This is a genomic window from Buchnera aphidicola (Nurudea shiraii), assembly GCA_039829955.1.
GTDB classification, from domain to species: domain Bacteria; phylum Pseudomonadota; class Gammaproteobacteria; order Enterobacterales; family Enterobacteriaceae; genus Buchnera_B; species Buchnera_B aphidicola_AY.
This window is the reverse complement of record CP140035.1, coordinates 541,125-567,129: the sequence shown is the minus strand read 5'-3', so window position 1 is coordinate 567,129 and position 26,005 is coordinate 541,125. Positions and strand designations below refer to the sequence as shown.

Below are 26,005 nucleotides of genomic sequence, written 5' to 3'. Positions count from 1 at the left end.
GTTAATATTATTTGAATTTATATATTGTCAACAATTCTTTAGAATTTTAAACATATTTAAAATAGTGTGTTGTAATAATTTAAAAATTTGCATTATAAATAAAGTTTTTATAAGTTAAAAACGCTTTATATTCTATAGATTTTAATTATTTGGTTGATATGTGATAAAATTATTTTGAGTTTACAATACTATAAAGTTTTAAAGTAATGAAATAATAAACGGAGATAACAATGGTTTGGAATCAGCCAAGTAGTAATGAACCTAATCTCGATCCTTGGAGTAATCATGATCGAAAATCGGAAGATTTCAAAAATAAAAAAAATAAGTTTTTTAATTTTATTGAATTTAAAAATTTTCTTAGTTCTTTCAGAACTAGAAAGAGTTTTTTTTGTAATAATTCAAAGTTTTTTAAGTTTGTTAAGAACCCTATAGTGCTAATTTTTATAACAGTTTTTCTTTCTTTTATAATTAATGGTTTTTATACTATTAAAGAAGCAGAGCGAGGAGTAATAACACGTTTTGGAAAATTTAGCCATTTAGTAGAACCTGGTTTAAATTGGAAATTAATGCTTATTGATAAAGTAACTCCTGTTGATATTAAGACTGTTAAAGAATTAGCAACTTCAGGTATTATGTTAACTTCTGATGAAAATGTTGTTCGGGTAGAAATGAATGTTCAGTATCGTATTACTAATCCAGTACAATATTTGTTCTCTGTAACTAATCCAGATGATAGTTTACGAGAGGCTACTGACAGTGCGTTAAGAGGCGTAATAGGTCATTCTACTATGGGACGTATTTTGACTGAAGGTAGAACTGTAATTAGAAGTGATACTCAGAAAGAAATAGAAAAAACAATATTACCATATGAAATGGGTATAACTATATTAGATGTAAATTTTCAGACAGCTAGACCTCCTGAAGAAGTAAAATCTGCTTTTGACGATGCTATTGCCGCAAGAGAGAATAGGGAACAGTATATTAGAGAAGCAGAAGCTTATGTCAATGAAGTTCAACCTAAAGCAAATGGTACAGCTCAACGTATTTTAGAAGAGGCAAGAGCTTATAAATCTCGTATAATAGCAGAAGCTAAAGGAGAAGTAATTAGATTTTCAAAAATACTTCCTTGGTATAAATCTTCAAAAAAGATTACTATAGAAAGACTATATATTGAATCTATGGAAAAAATATTTAGTAACATTAAGAAAATATTGATTAACGATAACGCGTTGTTTTTATCTTTAGATAGTTTAGTGTTTCAAAAAAATAAATTATCTACATCTAATGATTCTTCTAAAAAAGATGTTTCTTTAGATAACGCTTCTAACTTAAAAAAAGATAAAAATGAAGAATCTACTATAAATAAATTAAATGAAGATGTAATGGATCAAAGAAAAATAAATTCAGTTAGAAGTGATTGTATAAAAGAGGGTAGTAATGAATAAAGTTTTCATGACCGTTTTTAGTACGATGTTGACTTTTTTGTTTTTATGTTTATTTATTGTTCAAGAAGGACAGAAAGGTATTGTGTTGCGATTTGGTAAAGTGTTACGTAATAGTCAAAGTCAACCTGTAGTATATAATCCTGGTTTATATATAAAAATTCCGTTAGTGGATACAGTAAAGATTTTAGATTCTAGAATTCAAACTACAGATAATCAAGCTGATCGTTTTGTTACGAAAGAGAAAAAAGACCTTATTGTTGATTCTTATATAAAATGGAATATTAGCGATTTTAGTCGGTATTATTTAGCAACAGGGGGTGGAGATATTTTTCAAGCAGAAATGTTATTGAAGCGAAAATTTAGTGATCGATTGCGTTCGGAGATAGGTCGATTAAATGTAAAAGAAATTGTAACTGATTCTCGAGGAAAATTAACTAACGATGTGAAAGATGCTTTAAATACTGGTAGTGCAGATTATACTTCTAATAAAATTAGAAAACAAAATGAATATATGATGTTAGATACTAAAAATCATAAATATAATAAAGTATTAATTAATACTAATAGTATGAATGAGCTAGGAATTACGGTAATAGATGTACGTATCAAACAAATTAATTTACCTGTTGAAGTATCTGACGCAATATATAATAGAATGAGAGCAGAGCGAGAAGCAGTTGCTAGAAGTCAAAGATCACAGGGTCAAGAAGAAGCAGAAAAATTAAAAGCATCTGTTGATTATGAAGTTGTAAAAGTTTTATCTGAAGCACAGCGTAAAGCGTTAATAATAAGAGGAGAAGGAGAAGCTGAGGTAGCTAAGTTATTTTCTAGTTCTTTTAATAAAGAGCCTATATTTTTCGATTTTATTCGTAGTCTACAAGCTTATGAAAAAAGTTTTAAAAGTGGACAAGATATTTTAATAATTAATCCAGAAAACAACTATTTTTTTAAATATATGAAAAAGTTTTAATAATATTTTGTTTTGGTGTTTAATGTAATTTTAATGATATCTATACTGATATAGAAAACAAGTGAGAAAATTTTGAATAATAAAAAAAATATAGCTATATTGGGTGCGCAATGGGGAGATGAAGGAAAAGGAAAAATTGTAGACTTCTTGACTAAAAATGTAGATTATGTTGTGCGATATCAAGGAGGACATAATGCTGGACATACGCTAGTTATTAATGGAAATAAAATTGTTTTACATATTTTGCCCTCTGGAATTTTACATGATAACATTGTAGCTTTAATAGCTAATGGTGTGGTATTATCTCCTGTTCATCTTATGAATGAAATCAATATGTTAGAAAGATTTCATTATAATGTTCGCAATCGAATTATTGTATCAGAATTAGCTCATTTAGTATTCAGTTATCATATTTCTATGGATTTAGCTCGAGAGAACAAGTTAGGTCAAAATGCTATTGGTACCACTAAGCAAGGCATTGGTCCTGCTTATGAAGATAAAATAGCAAGAAGAGGATTGAGGATATGTGACTTACGAGATTGGTCGTATTTTTCTGATAAGTTGAAAGATAATATTGATTATTATAATTATCAGTTAGAAAATTTTTATCATGCTAAAGGTGTGAATTATAATTCTATCATAGATGAAATTTTTTTAACAAAAGATTATCTTATTAGTATATCTCGTAACGTTTCTAAAATTTTAATGCAGTCTCAGCACGACAATAAGTCAGTTATATTTGAAGGAGCTCAAGGAAGTATGTTAGATGTAGATCATGGAATGTATCCGTATGTTACTTCTTCAAATAGTGTGTCTGGGAATATTTTCACGGGTACTGGTGCAAGATTAGACAGTATCAGAGATATTATTGGAGTAGTTAAATCATATTCTACTAGAGTTGGTAATGGTCCTTTTCCAACAGAAGTATTTGGTAAATTAGATTCTTATTTTTGTAAAAAAGGTAATGAATTTGGTTCTACTACAGGAAGAAAACGCCGTATTGGATGGTTGGATACTGTATTACTTAAAAAGTCCATAGAGATTAATTTTTTTTCAAAGTTGTGCTTAACTAAAATAGATATATTAGATAGTTTAGAAAAAATAAAAATTTGTATAGGTTACCGAAATAAAAATAGTGGTATTAAATGTAAGGACATTCCTTGTTGTAAAAAAGATTGGAATGAAGTTATTCCTATTTATGAAATAATGCCAGGCTGGAAGGATACAACTTTAGAAATTACTTGTTTTGAAAAGTTGCCTTATTTTGCAAAAAAATTTATTTTACGAATTGAGGAAATATTAGATGTTCCTATTAGTATGATATCTACTGGTCCTCATAGAAATGATATAATTATTAGAAATTTATAATACTCAAAGCTAGAAATAACAAAATTTTTATTTCTAGCTTTGAGTGTTATAAAATTTTAAGAAGGTATTCTTAAATATTAATATTTTAGATATAGTTAAAATTATAATGATATATGCGTTGTAAAGGCATTTTAAATTTTGTTTTTTCATTTCATTTTAAATAAAATTTTTTCTAGTATTGAACAATTTTCTTTATTAATGTATATTATTTATTTTAAGAATTTTTATTCTATTTGATATTATACAAATGTGATGATATTTATAGGAATGAGATATAATAAGGAAATTTTATGAGACATTATGAAATAGTATTTCTTATTCATCCCGATCATAGCGAACAATGTCATAATATTATTGAACAATACAAAAAAATAATTATAAATAATCAAGGGAAAATTCATAGGTTAGAAGATTGGGGTAAACGTCAGCTAGCTTATGCTATTCAAAAGTTACATAAAGCGCATTATGTATTAATGAATGTTGAAGTATATCCAAGTTTAATTAAAGAATTATCTGACAAATTTAGATTTAGTGATTTTATAATTAGAAATATTATTATATGTGTTAAGAGTCCAGTAACAGAGATATCTCCAATATTACGTTCTCGAGAAGAAGTTAAATAGTCCAATGAGTGGTGAAAATTATTTGATTACAAAATAAAAAGTAAAGGATATTTTATAATGCGTTATTTTCGTCGCAGGAAATTTTGTAGATTTACTTCTGACAAAGTTAAAGAAATAGATTATAAAGATATTTTTATATTAAAAAGTTATATTACAGAAAATGGAAAGATAGTTCCAAGTAGAATTACAGGTACTAGAGCTAAGTATCAACGTCAATTAGCTCGAGCTATAAAACGTGCTCGTTATCTTTCTTTGATACCGTATACGGATCAGCAGCAATGAAATGTTATCATTTAAATATAAGTAGGGTAGGTTTTTATTAATGCAAATTATTCTTTTGGAAAAAGTAGAAAATTTAGGAAATCTAGGTGACATAATACATGTTAAGTCAGGATATGCACGTAATTTTTTAATTCCCAGAAAACAAGCAATGATAGCTACTAAACTTAATGTTAAATTAGTATTGCAAAAAAAAATAGAGTTTGAACAAAAGTTATTAGACAAATTATCTTTAGCTCAATTGCGTATTAAAAAAATTAAAGTTATTTCTCAACCGATAGTAATATATTCAAAAACTAGAAAAGAAGGAAAGTTATTTGGTTCTGTAGGGCCACGTGATGTTTCTAAATTGTTATCTAAGTTAAGTGGAATAAAGATTAATAAAAAAGAAATATATCTTCCTAATGGAGTTTTTCGAAAAATTGGCAAATATGATGTAGTTTTTAAACCGCATCACGATGTTGAAACAATTGTTGAGATAAATATTGTATCTAAAGAGAAGGTGTAAACGATTTTAACCGTGGTATTTTATACTAAGAAATAAAATGTTTTTTATAAATTTTTGTAATTTTAAATTTTTTATTGTCTTAGTATATTAAGTTTGATATTTGATTAGCGTAGTTTTAAATATTAAATATATTTAAAATAATAAGGTGTAAAATGAATTTTAATATTGAAATTAAAGTTTTAGATTCAAATATAAAATCTAAGTTCTTTTTTCCAAATTATGCAACCCCAGGATCTTCTGGGTTAGATTTGAGAGCTTGTATTAGTGAAAACAAGAGTTTATTACCTAATAATACTATTTTAGTTCCTACTGGAATAGCTATACATATAAAAGATCCGTTTATTTCTGCTTTAATTTTACCTAGATCAGGTTTAGGTCATAAAAATGGAATTGTTCTTGGAAATTTAATAGGATTGATTGATTCTGACTTTAATGGTCAAATTATGTTATCTATGTGGAATAGAAGTAACAAAGTTTTTATGATAACTGTAGGTATGAGAATAGCTCAAATAGTTTTTATTCCAATTATTAGGCCTAATTTTCATTTTGTGAAAGATTTTACTGTTAACAATACTGAAAGAAAAGGGAAAGGATTTGGTCATTCTGGATTAGATTAATTTCAAAATTATGATTTTAATATAAAGTTTTATAAAAATTTTTTATTTCATAATCTCGCAATTCATTTTTTCTATATGGTTTAAATAACAAAATAATGTTTTGTTATTTTTTACGTAATTTATGATATCTTGTATTTTTATTATAGAAATTATTTTTAAATTATATTGTTTTTTTAAAAAGAACAAATTTAAATTTTTGTTTTTTCGTCTATCTAAAGCTACTAATATACCTGATATCAAGTTATTGGATAGTGGTGTATAAGATTCGATTGTTTGTATTGTATTTTGTATAGATGTTCCTGATGTAATTACATCATCTAGTATAAGGATATTTTTTTTTGATAAGTCACATCCAATAAATTTTCCATGTTCTCCATAATTTTTTGTTTCTTTTCTAGAAAAACAATAAGTAATATTAATATTAAAATATTTTTTTAATGCTATGATAGATGATATAACAATAGGAATGCCTTTATATGCTATTCCGAATAAAGTGTTGCAATCAATGTTATTTTTAATGATTGTTTTAGCATAGAAAAATCCTAGTTTTTCAAGATCACATCCTGTATTAAAAAAACTAAAATTAAAAAAAAACGAGCTTTTTTCGCCCGATTTTAATCTGAATTTTCCGAATTTTAATATGTTTCTTTCAAAGCAAAATTGAATAAATTTTTGTTTCCAGTTTTTCATTTTATATTTTAGTTTTAGAATGGTTTATAATAAAATTAATTATATAAATTGGCTCCTGCTGGATTCGAACCAGCGGCCAAGCGATTATGAGTCGCCTGCTCTTACCACTGAGCTAAGGAGCCCTAAGAAGTTTCAATATTGCAACTTTTTATATTATACATATATTTTAGTTAAAAACATATATTTTTTAAATTTTAATTTCTTGACAATAAAAACTTTTTTTGATAGAATTTTTATTCCTCTGTAGTTCAGTTGGTAGAACAGCGGACTGTTAATCCGTATGTCACTGGTTCGAGTCCAGTCGGAGGAGAAAAATTTCATGATTTTAAAATATTTATTTAAGTAAATGTAAACATTTTACAGTTTTAAATTTTTTAAATTTTTATAACATGTATTTATAAATAAAAATATAATGTTTAATTTAGATAATTTCACTTTTCTATTTTATGATTATGAAACTTTTGGAATTGATACAGTATTAGATAAACCAGCTCAGTTTGCTTGTATTCGTACTGATATAAATTTTAATATTGTCGATATACCCTTAGAATTTTTTTGTTATCCTCCTGTAGATTATCTTCCAAATCCTGAATCTATATTGATTACTGGAATTTCTCCAAATTATACAAGAAAATATGGTACAAATGAGTTTGAATTTTCCAGTAAAATTTATGAACAATTTTCCAAACCTAATACATGTATTGTTGGTTACAATAATATTCATTTTGACGATGAAATCACGAGAAATATTTTTTATCGTAATTTCATCGATCCTTATGAATGGAGTTGGAAAAATAACAATTCTAGATGGGATATGTTAGACGTATTACGAGCTTGTTATGTATTACGGCCTAATGGTATAAATTGGCCTTTTAAGAAAAATTTAAAAGTTCCTAGTTTCAAATTATCTAATATATCAAAATTTAATAATATTGATCATAGTCATGCGCATAGTGCTATTAGTGACGTTCAAGCTACTCTTGAAGTAGCGAAATTGTTGAAAAATAAGCAACCTAGGTTGTTTAATTACTTTTTTAAATATCGTAAAAAACAAGAATTATTAAAAATAGTTGATATTTATAATATTAAGCCTTTGATATATATTTCTAGGTTTTTCGGATCTGAAAGGAAAAACATTAGTGTAATTGCTCCAATTTCATGGAATTTTTATAATCAAAATATATTAATTGGATTTGATTTAACGAAAAGTTTTAAAAAATTTTTGGCATATTTTTTAAATATTACAACTGAGATGTTAAATTATAAAAAACTTTTTGAATATGGAATTGTGTTTGTCTATATGAATCGATGTCCGATGTTAGCACCTACAAATGTTATTAGTTCAAAAAGAATGTTAAAATTAGGAATAAATTATTTAGTATGTAACAAAAATTTATCATTAATACGTAGTAATCATTTTTTAAAGAAAAAAATACAATTTATTAATAGTTGCTTTGTTTTTTCTAAAAAAAATGATATAGATTTACAAATTTATGATAATTTTTTTAGTAGTTCAGAAAAAAAAGTAATTAAAATTATACGAGCATTTCTTAAGGAAAATGTATTTAATAGAAATTTATTTATTTCTAGTAGTAAAGTAAGATCTTTATTGAAACGGTGTATAGCTAGAAATTTTTCTCATATGTTAAATCATACAGAAAGAATTTTTTGGATTCAATATTGCAATAAAAAAATAAATCAAGATAGTATTAATAAATATACCAAAAAAATTATATATTTATTGAAATTGAATTATAATGATTTTAAAAATATACTACTTTTAAAAGATTTATTAAGATATATAAATATATTTAAAAAGTTTTTTTAATTAGTAGTTTTGTTAAATCATAGTATTTTAAAATATTTTAAAATATTAACTGGAATTAGATTTATTAAAATGTAAATATATTTTTTTAAATATTTAGTTTTTTAAATTTTGAGAATTTGTATGTTTTAAACAAATTTAATATATATATATGATTTTTTTCAAACTTTGAAAAAAATACAATGTTTTTATTTTTTTTAATGTAATTATTTTTTAAGATATTAAAAAATTTTTTTGATATTTTTATATTGGAATTAAGTATACAAATTTTTTTAGAGAACAGTTGTTGGATTTCATATTTTAGAAAGTTAAAGTGAGTACAACCTAGTATGATTGTATCAACATTATTTGTTTTTGAATACCATGGTTTCATTATATTACTTATTTCTTTTTTATTAACAAAATTATATTTTATTTTTTTTTCTGCTAATTTTACTAAATTATTATTATATAATGTTTTTATAATAATTTCAGGTAGTAATGATGCAATTTTTTTTTGAATGCTATCATGGTGAATAGTAACTTTGGTTGCTAATAATCCAATAGTTTTAGTTCGAGTTATTTTTATAGATTTTTTTATATCTGGAGTAATTCCAATTATAGGAAAGTTAAAAGTTTTTTTTAATGACATTAAACTAGTTACACTAATTGTATTGCATGCTAATATCATTGTAGAAATATGTATTTTTTTAGATACTAGTTCAATTATTTTCGAACATCTTTCAAAAATAAAGGATATTTCTTTATTTCCGTATGGAAAACATTCGTTGTCAAACACGTAAATGTAATTTATGTTAGGAAAACGGTGTTGCATTTTTTTATAAATAGACAAACCTCCTAAACCTGAATCAAATATTAGGACGTTATATTGTTTTTTTTGTGAGTAGTTATATGTAAAATTCATAATTTTATATAATATTTATTTTAAATAATAATTATTTTTATTTTAGTTTTAGTAAAATTTTGAATATATAATGTTACTATTTTTTAGTTTTTTTCAAAAAAAGAAAGTTTATCATATATTTCTCTAAATTTTTTCGATCTTGATGATTTAACATATTTAGTTTTTTTTCATTAATTATTTTAGTTTGCTGAATAATCCATTGTTTCCATGCTAATTTTGAAATATTTTCATAAATTTTCTGGCCTATTTTCCCTGGATATGGAGGATTATCTAGGCTTAACGTATATTTTTTAAGAAAACGACAAAAAATTTTTTTTTCCATTTTGTATTCAAGCCTTCTAGTTAATTTTAAGTAATAAGACATATTTTTATAACTTTTTTTGTAAGAGTTGATAATCCTACACATTGAGGTTTTAAAACATTAAGCCACATGCTCTGTTTAATTTCATTTATAAAATATGAATTTGTTATTTTTATTTTTATAGGGGTACAAAAAAAATGTATATGGGAAATTTTATATATAAATTTTTCAAACATTTTTTGACTTTTTATTTTAATGTTATTTTCTTTTATCCATTTTAATATTTCTAATTGATTGTAAAATGTTGGAAAACAATATAATCCTTTCCATATCTTGTTTATACTACTTTTACATAAAAACATTAAATTTTTGTATTGTATAATTAATAAAAAGATGTTTTCAGTTTTTTTTTGTTTTTTTGGTGTATATATAAATTTTTCAATTTTTTGTTTTTGAATAAAAAATAAACATGTTTTGTTTATAGGACAAATATAACATTTAGGTAAAGATTTTAAACAAATTAAAGCTCCTATATCCATTATAGCTTGATTAAATTGACTTGTTTTATGTATAGGTGTTAATAGATTTATAATAGACCATAATTTTTTATCAATATGTTTTGTATTATAATTATGTAAGTTAAAATATCTTAATAAAAGCCTTTTTATATTACATTCAAGAATACAGGCATATAAATTGAATCCAAATGATAAAATAGCTCCTGCTGTAGTACGTCCTATTCCCGGTAATTTAATAATGTCAATTAAATTGTCTGGAAATTTTCCTTGATAGTTTTTTACAATAATATTTGCAGTACGATAAATGTTGTGAGCTCTATTGTAATATCCTAATCCACTCCATGCATTAAGTATGTGATTGATAGTAGTATGTGCTAGTATATTAACATTAGGAAATTTTTTTATAAATTTTTTGTAATATGGAATCACAGTTTTTACTTGTGTTTGTTGTAACATAATTTCTGATATCCAGACTTTATATGGGTTTTTATCTTTTTTCCAAGGTAAACTCTTTCTACCATTTTGGTGGTACCAGTTTAAAACTAATTGGGAAAATAACATATTTTTCTCAATATTAATATTGTATATTTTAGTTGTTAAAGTTTTTTAATATTAATATATAGGTTAATATATTAATATTATATTTCAAATATTTATGTATTATTCATGTTTAAATTCATGTATAACTATATTTACATATTTTATATAATCAAAGTTATTTATATGTTTCGAATTTTACAATAATAAATTTTAATATCTTTTACTTTAATTTTTTTAAATTATTATTATAATTTATATGATTTTATTTCAAAAACACTTCTAAAAGAAAATCTAAGAACAATTTTCCTTTTTTCGTAGTTTTCCAATGTTTTCTTGTTTGTATTAAATATTTTTTTGAAATAGATTTTTTAATTTTATTTTGAATTGTACATTCTTGAATGTTTGTATATTTTTCAAAGTGGGTTCTTAAAGTTGGTTCATATAATCTAAAACGATTTGAAAAAAATTCATATGGTATTACGTTTTTTGAAACCACATATTTTTTGTTTATGTATTTTCCTTGAATGAAGTATTTTGGATTGTTTTCTTTTATGGTTCTTATTATGTCTCCGTTTTGTTGTGTTATTTTTCCATGAGCTCCACAACCAATTCCAATATAATCTCCAAATCTCCAATAATTTAAATTATGACGGCAATTATATTTTTTTTTTTGAATAAGAAGATATTGCATATTTTTTGTATCCTGCTTGTTTTAGCATTTTTTCTCCTTGTACGTATATATCCCATAAAATGTCATGGTTAGGTAACATTATTTTATTTGAATAAAATGGGGTATGAGGTTCAAGATATAGAGGATACCAAGAAATATGTTGTGAATTTAATTGAATAATAGATGTTAGATCTAATAAAGCTGTTTTTAAAGTTTGTTGAGGTAGACCATACATTAATTCGAGATTTATGTTATTTATTTTAAAATTTTTGAAATTTTTTATAGTATTAAGTATTGTTTTATTATTTGGATCTTTTTTTAATATTTTTAATTGTTTTTTGTTAAAAGTTTGCATTCCTATAGAAAATCGGTTTATTCCAAGTTTTTTATAATCTAAAAATTTTTTAATTTCTGATATTGTAGAATTAGATTCAATAGTAATTTCAGAAAATTTAGAAATAAATGTTATTTCTCTTATGGAATCTAATAAGTATTTAATAGATTTTTTACTTAACAAACTAGGAGTCCCCCCTCCTATAAAAATTGTTTTAATCTTTCTGTTTGAAGATAATAAGATATCGTTTTTAAAATCTTTTAAAAGGTGTTCTATATATTTTTTTTCTTGAATATTTTGCTTTTTTTTAAATACATTAAAATTGCAATAGGGACATATTCTAGTGCACCAAGGAATATGTATATATAGACTTAATGGAGGTAAGTTTGACATTTGTATAAAATATATATATTTGTAATTCACTAAAATATATTAAAAATTAAACAATAGAATTTTTTATATTTTAAATGCAGAATTTAAAAGATAAAATTGTATTGAAAATATGAGATACTATTTCTAATATATTTGTGAAAATGAAATTAAATTTTACATTAGAATTAATTCTTATTGCAATAACATTTATGAAAAATTTTAAGTTTTGTTATTGTATGAAAAAGATATATTATCATATGTGATTGCTTAATTTCATATAGTTATAATAATTAATATGTTTTTACAGAATTTTTATTTTTATATGAATAGAAATTTAAATATGTTTTGATTAAATTTTCAAAGTCATTAGTGTTAAATTTTATAAAACATTTCGATATTCATTCATATTAATAAATTAGATTTTTTATTTTTATTACAATAATGATTTTTATTCAAACATTCGAGTAGTTATTTTTAAAGTATAAAATTAAGAAAAGTTTTTTGTATAATATTTTAGAAATCGTGTTCTCGAGAGTATGATTGTTTTTATTTTTTGAAATTGTTTTTTTAAATATTCTATTTTAATAGAAAATAAAAATATTATATAGTAATAATATTTATTAATGATTAATTAATACAATTGAAAATTTATTTAAAAGATATTATTTTTAAAATAACAATTTCTCGTAGTTTTTAGAGATAAGTATTGAGATATGTGTTGTTTTTTCATTGATTACAGATGTTTGATTGAAAGTCAGTATATTTAAATTTCAGTTAATAAAGTTTTTAAGTTAATTATTTTTATTAAAACAATAATTTTTTATGTATTTTAAAAAAGTTTGTTATCTAATGTACAAAAATTTTAATATTTTAAAGAAAGGAATTTGAACTGTATATGAATCAAAAGTATAAAATTTCTATTTTACCAGGTGATGGTATTGGACCTGAAATAATGCAGGAAGGATATAAAATTTTAAATGTTCTTCGAAAAAAATTTGGTTTAAATATTAAAACGAAGGAATATGATATTGGAGGGATTGCGATAGATAGACATGGCATGGCATTGCCTAAAAATACATTAGAAGGATGTAGAAATTCTGATGCTATTTTATTTGGGGCAGTAGGAGGTCCAAAATGGAGTAAACTACCTCTTCATTTACAACCTGAAAGAGCTTCTTTACTTCCTTTGAGGAAATATTTTAATTTATTTGCGAATTTAAGGCCTTCTCAGTTATATCCTGGATTAGAAAAGTTATCGCCACTTCGTTTTCAAATCGTTAGAGGAGGATTTAATATTTTATGTGTGCGTGAATTGATAGGGGGTATTTATTTCGGAACTCCTAGAGGTACTCAATATAAGGATTTAAAAAAGTATTCGTTTGACACTGAAATATATTATCAGTTTGAAATTGAGAGAATTGCTCGCATGGCATTTAAATTGGCATTAAGTAGAAAATGTAAACTTACTTCAATAGATAAAGCTAATGTATTAGATACTTCTATTTTATGGAGAGAAACAGTAAATAGTATAGCTATAGATTATCCAGAGGTAAAATTATCTCATTTATATATTGATAATGCTGTTATGCAAATTATTAAAGATCCAAAAAGTTTTGATGTATTATTATGTTCTAATTTGTTCGGGGATATAATTTCTGACGCATGCGCAATGATTTCAGGATCTATAGGATTATTGCCATCTGCTAGTATAAATGAGAAAAGGTTTGGATTATATGAGCCATCAGGTGGTTCAGCTCCTGATATTCAAGGGAAAAATATAGCTAATCCTATTTCTTTAATTCTCTCTATAAGTATGTTAGTAAGATATAGTTTTAAATTAGATACAATAGCGAATATTATTGATTCAGTGATTTTCGAGGTTTTAAATTTAGGTTATAGAACGAGAGATATATCAAGTAATAATTGTCATTTTATTAGTACTAGAGAAATGGGTGACATTATCTCTAAATTATTATCTCACAGAGAAATAAAATGAAAAAGACACTCTATCAGAAATTGTTTGATTCGCATGTAGTGTGTGAAGAAAATAATCAATCTCCAATTTTGTATGTAGATTTGCATTTAATTCATGAAGTTACTTCTCCTCAAGCTTTTCATGAAATACGTTTGAAAAATAGAACGTTAAGACAGCCTAAAAAAACTTTTGCTACTATGGATCATAATGTTCCGACAGTGAGTAGAGACATGAATTGTGCTACTAGATTAGCTAGAAAGCAAATGGATGTATTACAGAAAAATTGTGAAGAATTTAATATTAAGTTATTTGGAATAGATAATTTAAATCAAGGAATAGTTCATGTTGTGAGTCCTGAACAAGGTATGATTTTACCTGGAATGTTGATAGTATGTGGAGATTCTCATACTTCTACCCATGGAGCTTTTGGAACATTGTCATTAGGTATTGGTACATCAGAAGTAGAACATGTGTTATCTACACAAACATTAAAGCAAAATCGATTTAAAAGTATGAATATAGAAATAAATGGTAAAATAAGTTATGGAACAACAGCAAAAGATATAATTTTATTTATAATTCGAAAATTAGGTGTATCTGGTGGTACTGGATATGTGATAGAGTTTTCTGGAAATACTATTTCGTATTTAAGTATGGAAAGTAGAATGACTATGTGTAATATGGTTATTGAAATGGGTGCTAAATCTGGAATTATTGCTCCGGATGTAATTACTTTTAAGTATTTAAAATATAAAAAATATTCTCCTAAAGAAACAGATTGGGAAAATGCATTATTATATTGGAATTCTTTGCATTCTGATATAGGAGTAGTGTTTAACAAAAAATTTATATTAGATGTATCTACTATTTTACCTCAGGTTACTTGGGGAACTAATCCTAGTCAAGTAATATCTATTGACGAGAAAATTCCATATCTTGATTCTTATGATAACTTTCTAGAAAAAGACACTGCAGAAAAATCATTAGAATATATGGGACTGGAACCTGGAATGTTTTTAAAAGATGTACTTATTGATAAAGTTTTTATTGGATCTTGTACTAATTCTAGAATAGAAGATTTACGTAGTATAGCAAAAATAGTAGAGCATAGACGTGTAGCTAAAACTGTACAGGCAATTATTGTTCCTGGATCTGGTTTGGTAAAGATACAAGCAGAAAAAGAAGGATTAGATAAAATTTTTCTTCGCTCCGGGTTTGAATGGCGTTATCCTGGTTGCTCTATGTGTTTGGCTATGAATGGAGATCATTTAAATAATAAGGAACGTTGTGCTTCTACTAGTAATAGAAATTTTGAAGGACGTCAAGGAAGAGGTGGTAGAACTCATTTAGTTAGTCCTATGATGGCAGCTGCAGCAGCAATTTTTGGTCGTTTTGTGGATGTTAGAAGTTTAATATAGAACAGAAAAATTTTATAAATATTATATTTAATATAAGAAGGTTGTAAAATGTCTAAATTTGTTCGTCATACAGGGATTGTAGTACCTTTAAATATGTCTAATGTGGATACTGATTCAATTATTCCAAAGCAATTTTTGCAAAAAGTTAATAAGTCAGGATTTGGAAAACATGTATTTTATAACTGGAGATATTTAGATGACAATGGCTTAGTATTAAATTCTAATTTTATTTTAAATAAACCATATTATAAAAATGCGACTATTTTATTATCAAGAAATAACTTTGGGTGTGGTTCATCAAGAGAACATGCTGTCTGGGCTTTAGTAGACTATGGATTTAAGGTGATTTTAGCGTCTAGTTTTTCTGATATTTTTTATAGTAATAGTATTAAAAATAATTTATTACCTATTGAACTTTCTGAAAATATTATAAATGATTTATTTTTAATAACTTCTAAAAACTTTAATACTTTAATAACTATAGATTTAGTTAATAATAAAGTTTTAATTGATAGTGAGAGTTATGTATTTAAAATTAATAGTTTTCATAAACATTGTATGTTAAATGGATTAGATGACATAGATTTAACTTTAAAATATAATAAAGAAATAAGAGATTACGAAAGTAAAATACCTAAGTTTTTTGTTATTTTTAAATAATTTTATATAGATATTTTAATTTTAAGGATATTGAAATATGTTAGTAAATTTTTTCAAGTGTATGTATTAAATAAATTTTTTAATTTTCAAAAGTTATTTTAAAGTTATTTTGTATTGTTTAAATAATAAGATAGTTTATTTTCTTAACAAGAAATATGATTTTATATTTTTAATATATTACATTTCATGAATAAATTTAAATTAATTTTGCACATTTTTAAGATTAGTTAAAGTTAATGCTTATTGCGTTATGTTTTAGTATAAATAGGTTTGTTATTTTCAATATTTGTTATTGATAGACTGTTTTATTTTTTTAAAACTATAGTTTAGATAAAAGGTACTTTGTTTTTATCAATTTTAATAAATTTTATAGTATATTGAATCTTTAGGAAAATAGATGACTCAACAATTAATTATTTTTGATACAACGCTACGTGATGGTGAACAATCTTTAAAATCAAGTTTAAGTGCAAAAAAAAAGTTAAAAATAGCTTTAGCTTTAGAAAAACTAGGTATTGATGTTATAGAGGTTGGATTTCCCGTTTCTTCGCCTGGTGATTTTTTAGCTGTAGATATTATATCTAAACATGTTAAAAATTCTAAAGTTTGTAGTTTAGCTCGATGTATTTATAAGGATATAGATATAGCTGCTGAATCTATGAAACATGCTGTATCATTTCGAATTCATATATTTTTAGGTACTTCTAATTTGCATATGAAGTCTAAATTAAGAAAAACATTTAGTGAAATTATAGAAATGGCTACATGTTCTATCAAACGAGCTCGTAAGTATACAGATGATGTTGAGTTTTCATGTGAAGATGCTGGAAGAACAAATTTAGATAATTTGTGTCGTATTGTAGAAATAGCTATTAAGTCTGGGGCTACTACGATTAATATTCCAGATACGGTAGGTTATGCCGTTCCAAGTCAATTTAAAAACATTATTACTTCTTTATATAATAAAGTCCCAAACATTGATAAGGCTGTTATTTCTGTTCATTGTCATAATGATTTGGGGATGGCAGTAGCTAACTCCATTTCTGCTATACAAGCAGGAGCTAGACAAATAGAGGGGACAATTAATGGAATAGGAGAACGAGCTGGAAATGCTGCTTTAGAAGAAGTCATGATGGCAGTTAAAATCAGACAAGATATTTTCAAAGTGTATACTAATATTAAATATAAAGAAATTTTTAATACTAGTAAAATTATTAGTAAAATTTGTGATGTTCCGATTTCTCCTAATAAAGCTATAGTAGGTAGTAATGCTTTTTTACATTCTTCTGGAGTTCATCAAGACGGAGTACTAAAAAATAGAAAGAATTATGAAATAATAGTTCCTGAAGTTATTGGTCTAAGTCCCATGATGTTTAATTTAACCTCTAGATCTGGTAGATCAGCTATTAAACATTATATGTCTAATATGGGTTATAAAGAAAACAGTGATTATAATTTAGAAAATTTATATAGTTCTTTTTTACAATTTGCAGACAATAAAGGTCAGGTATTTGACTATGATTTAGAAATATTAGCTTTTGTTGATCCGGAAGAAAAATTATTTGAATATTTTAAGTTAAAATATTTTAATATAGCATTAAGCTTAAATGGTGCATGTTGTTTAACGTTGCAATTGATGTGCGGGTTAGAATTGAAAACTGAAGTCGTTAAAACTAAAAATGGACTAATACACTCTATATGCAAAGCGTTGAACAAGTTATCATCTTATAATGTTGAAATAAAAAGTTTTTCTTCAATAATAAAAAATAAAAAATTTGATTTTTTTGGACATGTTGAAATTCAGGCACAATACGGAAGTCGTAATTTATATGGAGTAGGTTGTTTTTCTAAGGATATTATAGAATCTTTTATCAGAGCGATGATAAATATTTTAAATGTTGTTTGGAAAATAAAAAAAGTTGATAAAAAGTTTAAAAGATCTTAATTAGTTTAAATTTTTTAAAAATATTTCTGATTTTTTAGATATGGATGTAAAAATTTGTGCAATTTTTGCGTTCATATATTGTTGATAACTGTAATTGTAGTTAATAAATTTAAAGTGAATAAGTATAATATTTTTTATTTCATGAGTTTTAGTAATTTTAAGGGCTTATATTTTCTTTTAACCAACTTTCTAAAATAAGTACAGCAGAAGTAGAATCAATTATTTCTTTTTTTAAAGATTTTGATCCGTTTGTTTTAAACAATATTGATTTTGCTTCTATTGTAGTTAATCTTTCATCGTGAAAATAAATAGGTATTTTAAAATGTAAAGATATTTTTTTTGAAAATTTTTCTACTTGTTGTGTAATATTTTGCTTAGTGCCATCCATATTTAATGGTAGTCCGACAATTATAGAATTTGGTTGCCATTCTAAAAATAACTGTTTAATTTTTTTAAAATTGATTTTGTTATTTTTTATTTTTATAGAAGACAATCTTTGCGCAGTGTATGTTATATTTTGTCCCACTGCTACTCCAATGTTTTTAATTCCAAAATCAAACGCTATAACGATCATTATTATGCATGTCCAAAATTTGTAGATAATATATTTATATCTATTCCTATATTTTGGGCTGACTTAACCCATTTTTCTGATAAAGGAGTATTAAACAAAATCGAGTTATTTGCTGATGTAGTTAACCAGATATTATTCAGTATTTCATTTTCTAATTGATTTTTATTCCAAATACAATGTCCTAATGTCATGATCATATTTTTAGAATCTTGATTATTAGCTATATATTCTAATATATCTCGAGATGATGTTATAAAAATATTTTTTGATATAAGTATACTAGAAATAAATTTTTTTTTAAAAGAGTGTAGAATAAAACCGCGATCTTCGGATATTGGTCCTCCAATTATAACGGGTTTGTTTAGATGACTTAAAGTATTATTAGATGAAATATTAATTTTAAGTTCATTTAGTATTTTTTCAATTGTTAAATTTTCAATAGGTTTGTTAATAATAATACCCATTGCTCCGTTATTATCATGTTTAAATATATATATTACAGATTTTTTAAAAAATGGATTTCTTAGATTAGGCATAGCTATCAAGAAATGATTTTGAAAACTAATTTTCACTTTTAATTCCTGTTATTTTATAATTTCGGTAAGATTTTTAAAAGAATGTTATATGTGAACGAGTTAATTATTATTTTTAATTAAAAGTTCTTCTATTGAGTCTAAAATAATTTTTCGTATAGATATGTTACATTGAGCTTCAATTTCTTGTATACATGTTGGGCTAGTGACATTAATTTCTATCAACTTCTTTCCGATTATATCTAAACCTATTAAATATAATCCTTGATTTTTTATAGCTTTAGATATATAATTTGCTATTTTCCAGTCATATGAATTAAGTTTTTGAACTTTTCCAAATCCTCCTGCAGCTAAATTACCTCTATTTTCATTAATCTTAGGAATTCTAGCTAGGCACCAAGGAAACACTTTTCCATTAATAATTAGTATTCTTTTATCTCCATATTGAATTTCTGGTATATAAACTTGTGAAACACATAATTTAGTTCCATGACTAGTCATTGTTTCAATTATTACCATTTTATTAGGGTCATTATGTTTGATTTTGAAAATAGATAAACCTCCCATTCCATTTAATGGTTTTATTATAATTTCTTTGTGTTTATGAATAAAACTATCAATTTTAGAAATGTCGCTAGTAACTAAGGTTTGAGGAATAAATTTTGAAAATTGTATAGAAAACAATTTTTCATTGAAATCTCTTAAGCATTTAGGTTTGTTAATAATGAGTACACCTTGTTTTTCAGCTTGTTCAAGAATATACGTGGTATAGATGTAATTTTCGTTAATGGGAGGATCTTTTCGCATTAAGATAACATCTAAATTTGACAAAGAAATATCTTTAGATTTTTTAAAAAAAAACCATTTTTTCATATTGTTCTTTAAAAATAAAAGTTTAACCTTAGAAAAAGGTTGGTCATTTTTTAAATATAAGTCTAAAAGTTCCATATAGTAAATCGAATATTTTCTTTTTTGAGCTTCTAATAATATAGCAAAACTAGAATCTTTATTAATATTAATGGAAGAAATAGGATCCATTATTATTCCTAATTTTATTTTCATATATAGAAAATTTTTTATTTATATTAATTAAAATCTTTTTAAACAATATGAATAGTTAAATATTAATTTTTATAAAAATAAATGTTTTTAGTTTTTAATTAAATGATAACTAATAACTTTAAATATTAATAATATAGAAAATTTTTGTCAACTGAATTTTATATTTTATTTTTCATGGTATTTAGAATTCGAATAATTATCGAATCGTGACCAATGTCCATTAAAAGTTAATTTAATTGTTCCAATTGGTCCATTTCTTTGTTTTCCTATAATAATTTCAGCTATACCTTTTAAATCTGTATTTTCGTGATATAGTTCATCTCTATATATAAACATAATTAAATCTGCATCTTGTTCAAGTGATCCAGATTCTCGCAAATCAGAATTAATAGGTCTTTTATCTCCTCTTTGTTCTAATAAGCGATTTAATTGTGATAATGCTATTATAGGTACATGTAGTTCTTTTGCTAGTGCTTTTAAAGTTCTAGATACTTCAGCTATTTCTAGTGTTCTGTTGCCTACGAGTGATGGAACTTTTATAAGTTGTAGATAATCTACCATAATTAAGCTTAATCCGTTATTTTCTCTATAAATTCTACGTGATCTAGATCGCATTTCAGTAGGTGTAAGAGTTGATGAGTCATCAATATACATATTTTTTTTCTTTAATAAAATATTTATAGTACTGGAAATTCGAGACCAATCTTCATCGTTTAATTGTCCTGTTCGTATTTTTTCTTGATTTACACGAGATAAGGATGATAAAACTCTCATCATTATTTGTTCTCCAGACATTTCTAGGCTAAAAATTAAAACTGGTTTTTCATATGCCATAGCGATATTTTCGCAAATATTCATAGCAAATGTTGTTTTTCCCATTGAAGGACGAGCAGCAATTATAATTAAGTTAGAAGGTTGCAATCCTGATGTTTTTTTATTTAAATCTTGATATCCTGTATTAATTCCGGTAATTCCATGATTAGAATTATGAAATAGTTCTTCAATATTTTTTAAGGTTACATCTAATATTTGTTCAACGTTTTTGGGGCCAGTATTTTTATTTAATCTATTTTCTGTGATGTTGAATATTTTTGATTCAGCTATGTTTAATAGTTCTTCACTAGTTTGTCCTTTTAAGTTATATCCAATATTAATTATTCTTTGTGCAACTTGAATTATTTCACGAATAATGGAATGCTCATGAATAATTTCTGCATAAGTAGAAATATTAGCAGTACTAGGAATATTTTTGGATAGTTCTGCTAAATAAGAAAATCTTCCTACATTTTCTAATTCTCCTTTTTGTTCTAGAGATTCTGATAGTGTAATTAGATCAATAGGGTATCCACGATTTAGTAAATATTGCATTTCTTTAAATATTAATTTGTGCGGGAAGCTAAAAAAATCATGTTCTGTAATTTTTTCTGCTATACAATCCCATTGCTCGTTATCTAACATTAAACCACCTAATACGGATTGTTCGGCTTCTAGAGAATGAGGTAGTTTAAAATGTTTGTTGATTTTATTAGGAAATATTTTTTTTTCTGACATTTTAATATAGCACCGAAATTCAATTGTAATAGTTTAAAGTTATATTTTTAAAATAAGAAGTTACGTAATAGTAGAGTTTTCAAGTTAATCATATGTTTATGCTTTACAAAATTTTTGATGGTACTAATAAGTTTAATTAACATAATTCTTAAGTAATTTAAAATACATGAATTTTATTTTTTTATAATAATAAAATATTTTGTTTTTATTAATTATTAATTAATAGTTTTAAGATTTCTATATGAAAAATTTTTATATATTTATTAAATATAAAGCATTTTATGTTTTTAAAGATATTTAAGAATAATTTTACCATATGATATAAAATATTATTACAATAGTATTTTGAAATGTTATTAAATTTAGAATGAATGAATTTTAAATTTTTTCAAAACGATTTATAATATAGATTATAAATATAATAAACGTGTAGTTATTTTACATTTTGTATAAAGAATTTATTTAAATTTTAGTTTCTTGACATTTTAAATATAGATCAATTATTTTATTCATATTTAACAAGTAAAGTATTTTGAGAAACGTTTTTGTACTTATATTGTATTTTAAAATTTAAAAAATAAAATTTTACATCGTAGTTTTTGTAAGATGTTTATAGTTAATATTATATTTAATTTAGTTTTTTATACTTCAAACGTGTTGAAAGTAGTCTATGTATTTTATAAAAGTATTTTAATATAAAAAATATTTTTAGAGACATTTTATAATTTAATTTTTTTTGAAATATATTTATTTTAAACTTTGAAAGTTACTAACTTTCAATATTATAAATAGACGTAAATTACTTTTAAAATATGATATAATTTGTTTTTGTAATTAAATTGTATACATTTCAAGGAATTTTATTTTTAATTTGTAAACAGTTATTATTTTTAATAATAAGTATTATAATATTAATATGTGATTATTTTATATCATAATTTATATTTAAAATTATCACTTAAAATTTAAAAGTAACAAAATTTATTTAATATAAAGGTTATAATTTAGTAGCAATTAGAAAATATATTGGAGAAAATACGTAATGGCAAGTAAAGGAGTAAACAAAGTTATTCTTATTGGGTATCTTGGACAAAATCCAGAAGTTCGATATATGCAAAATGGAGGAGCAGTTACTAATATTACATTAGCTACATCAGAAACATGGAAGGATAAAAATACTGGAGAAATGAAAGAAAAGACGGAATGGCATAGGATTGTTTTTTTTAATAGATTAGCTGAAATTGCTGGAGAATATCTGAAAAAAGGATCTCAAGTATATATTGAGGGATCGTTACAAACTAGAAAATGGAAAGATCAAAATGGAATAGATCGTTATGTTACGGAAATAATTGTTAGTATCGGAGGAACTATGCAAATGTTGGGTCGAAATTCTAATCATCCATCTTCTTTAGGTCGTTCTAAGAGTAGTTTGAGAGATCCAGAAAAAAATTTATTGAAAGATGATAAGGAAAGTTATGATTCTAAAAAAGATGAAAATATTAATGTAAATAATTTAGATTTTGATGATGAAGATATTCCTTTTTAACTTATTTTGAAATAAATAAGCTTTCAAAAATTTTATAGATAAGTGTTTATATAATTAGAAAATTGATGTATTATAAAACAAAATTTGTGTTGTTCGGAGATAAAGGGGGCATGAGAAGAATTTTTCATAATTATAGATTTAGTGTTTGAATTTTCTTTATCTAAAATATAAAATATTTCTTTCGGAACTAGTACATCCCAGGCACCATATATTTTCAAGTATGGAATCTTTATTTTAGAAATTTCTTTTCGAAGGTCTGATGAGCAAAGTAGTTTTAATCCTTTTTTTAATGTCGATAACGTAGGTTTTGGATAGGATAACACTAATTTTTTTAAAATTTGTATTTTTAAATCTAAATTTTTTAAATGCAAAAATTGTATATTGATAAAATCTTTAATAGTTTTTTTGTAGTTTAAAATTAATTTAGTATATAATTCATTTAATATATTTTTAGAAATTCCTGGCCAATTATCATGTTTAATAAAACAAGGGGAAGAAGATACGTTAATAATTCCTTTTATTTTTTTTGGACAAAAAATTGCAATTTTATGTGTAATTAATCCCCCCATAGACCACCCTAGAAGTATAGAACTACTAGGTATATATTTTGCTAAAAATTTAGCTATATTATTTAAATTTGTAAATTTTAAGTGTGTATTTTTTCCATATCCAGGCAAATCTACTAAATATATTTTAAAGTTAGTATATAATTTAGGTAATAATAAATGCCAAATATTAGAATTAAATCCTAAACCGTGTATTAAAATTAAGTTGAATTTTCCGTTTCCTAATACAGTCCAATGAAATTTATTCATAAATATTATACTTATTTTTTAAAAAATTCATTTTTATGAAAATCTAAAATATGTAAATTTATGGTGTTTTTAGTGTAAAAATTAAAGATGATAATAATTTTGCTTTGTATTAATATTTTATTACTATTTATAATAGATAAATAATATTTTTTATTTAATAGGATTGAATTTAACTTATTAAGTTTTATAGCTAAATATTTTTAGAAAGAACATGTATTTTATAGAATACATTTAGAATTAAATTATTTGAGATTATATTATGATTAGTATATCTAAATTAGCAAGAGATCATTTTTTTAATTTGCTTTTGAAACAAAAAAAGAATACTCACATTAGGGTATTTGTAAGTTATCCTGGAACTCCAACAGCAAGATGTGGAGTGTCTTTCTGTTATCCAGAAGAAATAACGAGTAAAGATAAGAAATTTGAATATGGAAATTTTAAGTTGTATATTGACAAATTAAGTATATTATATTTGAAAGATGCAAAGATTGATCTTCTTATAGAAGATCATAAATCTCAGTTAACTTTAATAGCTCCTTATGCTAAAAAGTGTATTTTTAACAATGATATTAATTTAAAGAATAAAGTAGAAGTTTTTTTAAATTCTAAAATTAATCCTCAATTATCCTCTCATGGTGGAAAAGTATGTTTAATAGGTATTACTCAATCAGGGTATGTTACTCTTAAATTTTTTGGAGGTTGCAATGGATGCTCTATGGTAGGATTTACTTTAAAAAAAGGAATAGAACACCAATTGTTGATTCAATTTCCTGAGTTAAAAGGAGTATGTGACATCACAAATCATAATAAAGGAAATCATTCATATTATTGATATCAGTAAATTTATTAATTAATATGAAATGTTTAAGTGATTATTTAAAGTTGGAGTTAACTCTCCTTTTAGATTTTTTTGCATTTTTTTTCTTATATTTTCATTGTTTAAATTTTGGCTTAATAAAAAATATAATTTTGTTAATGCCGCTTCTATTGTTAGATCATATCCACTAATTACTCCTACATTAACAAGAGAATTTCCTGTTGCATATCCATGCATGTTTACAGTTCCTGAAATACATTGACTTAAATTTACTACTATTACATTGTTTTTATAAGCAAAATGTAAAGCATGTAAAAAATTTTTATTTTGTGGTGCATTTCCAATTCCATAAGAACATAAAATTATAGATTTTACAGGTTGTTTAAGAAAAGTATATATGGTTTCTTCTGTAATTCCGGGATGAATAGTAATTATTCCAATAGGTTGTTGTATCATAGAATTAATTTTAAATTTTTTGTTATTATGTAGTATTTCTGGTGTATAAGTGTGTTTTATTGACATTTCTATTTCTAATAATGTGCTAAAATTAGGAGACGAAAAGGCATTTAATCCATTTGCATGAGATTTTGTTGTTCTATTTCCACGATATAATTTATTGTTAAATAATAAAGTTACTTCAGGAATTGGATAATGTGCAGCTAAGAATAATGAATTTAATAAGTTTTGTTGTCCATCAGATCGAAATTCAGATAACGGAATTTGCGAACCAGTTACAATGACTGGTTTTTTCAAATTTTCTAATATAAATGATAATGCAGAAGCAGTGTATGCCATGGTATCTGTTCCATGTAAAACGATAAAACCATCGTATTTTTCATAATTATTGTAGATATCTTCTGCTATTATTTTCCATTCAATAGGTGTCATATTAGAAGAATCAATTAAAGGTTTATATTCATTGATAGTAAAAAATGGTATTTCAGGTCTTTGAAAATCTGGAATACTAATTATTTGTTCTTGTAAATATCCTGCGATAGGAACATAACCATAAAGTGACTTTTTCATGCCAATAGTTCCCCCAGTATAAGATATATATATAGATTTTTTTCGCATATTATAGCTCTTTAAAAGTATTGTTAATTACAAAATAAGTTTTAAAAAGTTGACTTTTATTTGATTTA

At 24.2% G+C, this 26,005-nt stretch carries 24 protein-coding genes, 2 tRNA genes and 1 pseudogene; 15 read left to right on the top strand and 12 right to left on the bottom strand.

What is annotated here, in order from left to right:
* The first annotated feature begins 230 nt into the window (after positions 1–230).
* The 7 genes from hflK to dut all read left to right on the top strand — a co-directional run bounded on the left by hflK (position 231) and on the right by dut (position 5,810).
* On the top strand, positions 231–1,445 hold the full coding sequence (gene hflK / locus U0T63_02625; protein XBC39213.1) for an FtsH protease activity modulator HflK: 1,215 nt from the start codon (positions 231–233) through the stop codon (positions 1,443–1,445).
* The gene (gene hflC, locus U0T63_02620; GenBank protein ID XBC39212.1) at positions 1,438–2,415 is read left to right on the top strand and encodes a protease modulator HflC; all 978 of its coding nucleotides are present in this window, start codon (positions 1,438–1,440) and stop codon (positions 2,413–2,415) included. The genes hflK and hflC overlap by 8 nt, the downstream gene beginning before the upstream one ends.
* Before the next feature lie 72 nt (positions 2,416–2,487).
* Positions 2,488–3,783 carry an adenylosuccinate synthase gene (locus U0T63_02615; protein XBC39211.1) on the top strand — a complete coding sequence of 432 codons (1,296 nt, stop codon included), beginning with the start codon at positions 2,488–2,490 and terminating at the stop codon, positions 3,781–3,783.
* A 290-nt stretch (positions 3,784–4,073) separates the two neighbouring features.
* Positions 4,074–4,406 (top strand): 30S ribosomal protein S6, encoded by a 333-nt coding sequence (gene rpsF / locus U0T63_02610; protein XBC39210.1) that lies wholly within the window; start codon positions 4,074–4,076, stop codon positions 4,404–4,406.
* Between the two features lie 54 nt (positions 4,407–4,460).
* Positions 4,461–4,688, top strand: a complete 228-nt coding sequence (rpsR, locus tag U0T63_02605; GenBank protein XBC39508.1) for a 30S ribosomal protein S18 — start codon at positions 4,461–4,463, stop codon at positions 4,686–4,688.
* Between the two features lie 40 nt (positions 4,689–4,728).
* The gene (gene rplI, locus U0T63_02600; protein XBC39209.1) at positions 4,729–5,193 is read left to right on the top strand and encodes a 50S ribosomal protein L9; all 465 of its coding nucleotides are present in this window, start codon (positions 4,729–4,731) and stop codon (positions 5,191–5,193) included.
* A 152-nt stretch (positions 5,194–5,345) separates the two neighbouring features.
* Positions 5,346–5,810 carry a dUTP diphosphatase gene (dut, locus tag U0T63_02595; protein ID XBC39208.1) on the top strand — a complete coding sequence of 155 codons (465 nt, stop codon included), beginning with the start codon at positions 5,346–5,348 and terminating at the stop codon, positions 5,808–5,810.
* Positions 5,811–5,852: 42 nt separating this feature from the next.
* On the opposite strand, the gene pyrE is transcribed toward dut, so the two are convergent.
* Both pyrE and U0T63_02585 read right to left on the bottom strand, forming a co-directional pair.
* Positions 5,853–6,500, bottom strand: coding sequence for an orotate phosphoribosyltransferase (gene pyrE / locus U0T63_02590; GenBank protein XBC39207.1), 648 nt, complete (start codon positions 6,498–6,500; stop codon positions 5,853–5,855).
* Between the two features lie 49 nt (positions 6,501–6,549).
* Positions 6,550–6,622, bottom strand: a tRNA-Ile gene (locus U0T63_02585).
* A 115-nt stretch (positions 6,623–6,737) separates the two neighbouring features.
* On the opposite strand from U0T63_02585, the gene U0T63_02580 reads away from it, so the two are divergent.
* A tRNA-Asn gene (locus U0T63_02580) sits at positions 6,738–6,810 on the top strand.
* 102 nt (positions 6,811–6,912) lie between these two features.
* A complete protein-coding gene (sbcB, locus tag U0T63_02575; GenBank protein ID XBC39206.1) occupies positions 6,913–8,328 on the top strand; it encodes an exodeoxyribonuclease I in 1,416 nt (471 codons plus the stop codon).
* An 85-nt stretch (positions 8,329–8,413) separates the two neighbouring features.
* Here sbcB and murI read toward each other — a convergent pair whose 3' ends face one another.
* From murI to hemW, 4 genes and pseudogenes are all read right to left on the bottom strand, one after another.
* Positions 8,414–9,229, bottom strand: a complete 816-nt coding sequence (gene murI / locus U0T63_02570) for a glutamate racemase (GenBank protein XBC39205.1) — start codon at positions 9,227–9,229, stop codon at positions 8,414–8,416.
* Positions 9,230–9,305: 76 nt separating this feature from the next.
* Positions 9,306–9,551 (bottom strand): oxidative damage protection protein, encoded by a 246-nt coding sequence (locus tag U0T63_02565; protein ID XBC39204.1) that lies wholly within the window; start codon positions 9,549–9,551, stop codon positions 9,306–9,308.
* A 26-nt stretch (positions 9,552–9,577) separates the two neighbouring features.
* The gene (mutY, locus tag U0T63_02560) at positions 9,578–10,609 is read right to left on the bottom strand and encodes an A/G-specific adenine glycosylase (GenBank protein XBC39203.1); all 1,032 of its coding nucleotides are present in this window, start codon (positions 10,607–10,609) and stop codon (positions 9,578–9,580) included.
* Positions 10,610–10,850: 241 nt separating this feature from the next.
* A pseudogene (hemW, locus tag U0T63_02555) lies at positions 10,851–11,985 on the bottom strand (radical SAM family heme chaperone HemW).
* An 874-nt stretch (positions 11,986–12,859) separates the two neighbouring features.
* Between hemW and leuB the strand changes: the two are divergent.
* The 4 genes from leuB to leuA all read left to right on the top strand — a co-directional run bounded on the left by leuB (position 12,860) and on the right by leuA (position 17,962).
* The gene (gene leuB / locus U0T63_02550) at positions 12,860–13,960 is read left to right on the top strand and encodes a 3-isopropylmalate dehydrogenase (GenBank protein XBC39202.1); all 1,101 of its coding nucleotides are present in this window, start codon (positions 12,860–12,862) and stop codon (positions 13,958–13,960) included.
* Positions 13,957–15,357, top strand: a complete 1,401-nt coding sequence (gene leuC / locus U0T63_02545; GenBank protein ID XBC39201.1) for a 3-isopropylmalate dehydratase large subunit — start codon at positions 13,957–13,959, stop codon at positions 15,355–15,357. Before leuB ends, leuC begins: the two co-directional genes overlap by 4 nt.
* 48 nt (positions 15,358–15,405) lie before the next feature.
* The gene (gene leuD / locus U0T63_02540; protein XBC39200.1) at positions 15,406–16,017 is read left to right on the top strand and encodes a 3-isopropylmalate dehydratase small subunit; all 612 of its coding nucleotides are present in this window, start codon (positions 15,406–15,408) and stop codon (positions 16,015–16,017) included.
* A gap of 397 nt (positions 16,018–16,414) precedes the next feature.
* The gene (gene leuA, locus U0T63_02535; GenBank protein ID XBC39199.1) at positions 16,415–17,962 is read left to right on the top strand and encodes a 2-isopropylmalate synthase; all 1,548 of its coding nucleotides are present in this window, start codon (positions 16,415–16,417) and stop codon (positions 17,960–17,962) included.
* Between the two features lie 157 nt (positions 17,963–18,119).
* Here leuA and ruvX read toward each other — a convergent pair whose 3' ends face one another.
* The 4 genes from ruvX to dnaB all read right to left on the bottom strand — a co-directional run bounded on the left by ruvX (position 18,120) and on the right by dnaB (position 21,682).
* Positions 18,120–18,536 (bottom strand): Holliday junction resolvase RuvX, encoded by a 417-nt coding sequence (gene ruvX, locus U0T63_02530; protein XBC39198.1) that lies wholly within the window; start codon positions 18,534–18,536, stop codon positions 18,120–18,122.
* Between the two features lie 2 nt (positions 18,537–18,538).
* Positions 18,539–19,102, bottom strand: a complete 564-nt coding sequence (locus U0T63_02525) for a YqgE/AlgH family protein (GenBank protein ID XBC39507.1) — start codon at positions 19,100–19,102, stop codon at positions 18,539–18,541.
* A 69-nt stretch (positions 19,103–19,171) separates the two neighbouring features.
* Positions 19,172–20,131, bottom strand: a complete 960-nt coding sequence (gshB, locus tag U0T63_02520) for a glutathione synthase (GenBank protein XBC39197.1) — start codon at positions 20,129–20,131, stop codon at positions 19,172–19,174.
* Between the two features lie 165 nt (positions 20,132–20,296).
* Positions 20,297–21,682, bottom strand: coding sequence for a replicative DNA helicase (gene dnaB, locus U0T63_02515; protein ID XBC39196.1), 1,386 nt, complete (start codon positions 21,680–21,682; stop codon positions 20,297–20,299).
* 1,042 nt (positions 21,683–22,724) lie between these two features.
* On the opposite strand from dnaB, the gene ssb reads away from it, so the two are divergent.
* A complete protein-coding gene (gene ssb, locus U0T63_02510) occupies positions 22,725–23,228 on the top strand; it encodes a single-stranded DNA-binding protein (GenBank protein ID XBC39195.1) in 504 nt (167 codons plus the stop codon).
* A 32-nt stretch (positions 23,229–23,260) separates the two neighbouring features.
* Here ssb and bioH read toward each other — a convergent pair whose 3' ends face one another.
* Positions 23,261–24,043 (bottom strand): pimeloyl-ACP methyl ester esterase BioH, encoded by a 783-nt coding sequence (bioH, locus tag U0T63_02505; GenBank protein ID XBC39194.1) that lies wholly within the window; start codon positions 24,041–24,043, stop codon positions 23,261–23,263.
* A gap of 259 nt (positions 24,044–24,302) precedes the next feature.
* Here bioH and U0T63_02500 point away from each other — a divergent pair, with 259 nt between their 5' ends.
* Entirely contained in the window at positions 24,303–24,878 is a 576-nt protein-coding gene (locus tag U0T63_02500; GenBank protein XBC39193.1) for an NfuA family Fe-S biogenesis protein, read from the top strand.
* A gap of 18 nt (positions 24,879–24,896) precedes the next feature.
* Here U0T63_02500 and ansA read toward each other — a convergent pair whose 3' ends face one another.
* Positions 24,897–25,937, bottom strand: coding sequence for an asparaginase (gene ansA, locus U0T63_02495; GenBank protein XBC39192.1), 1,041 nt, complete (start codon positions 25,935–25,937; stop codon positions 24,897–24,899).
* Between the last annotated feature and the right edge of the window lie 68 nt (positions 25,938–26,005).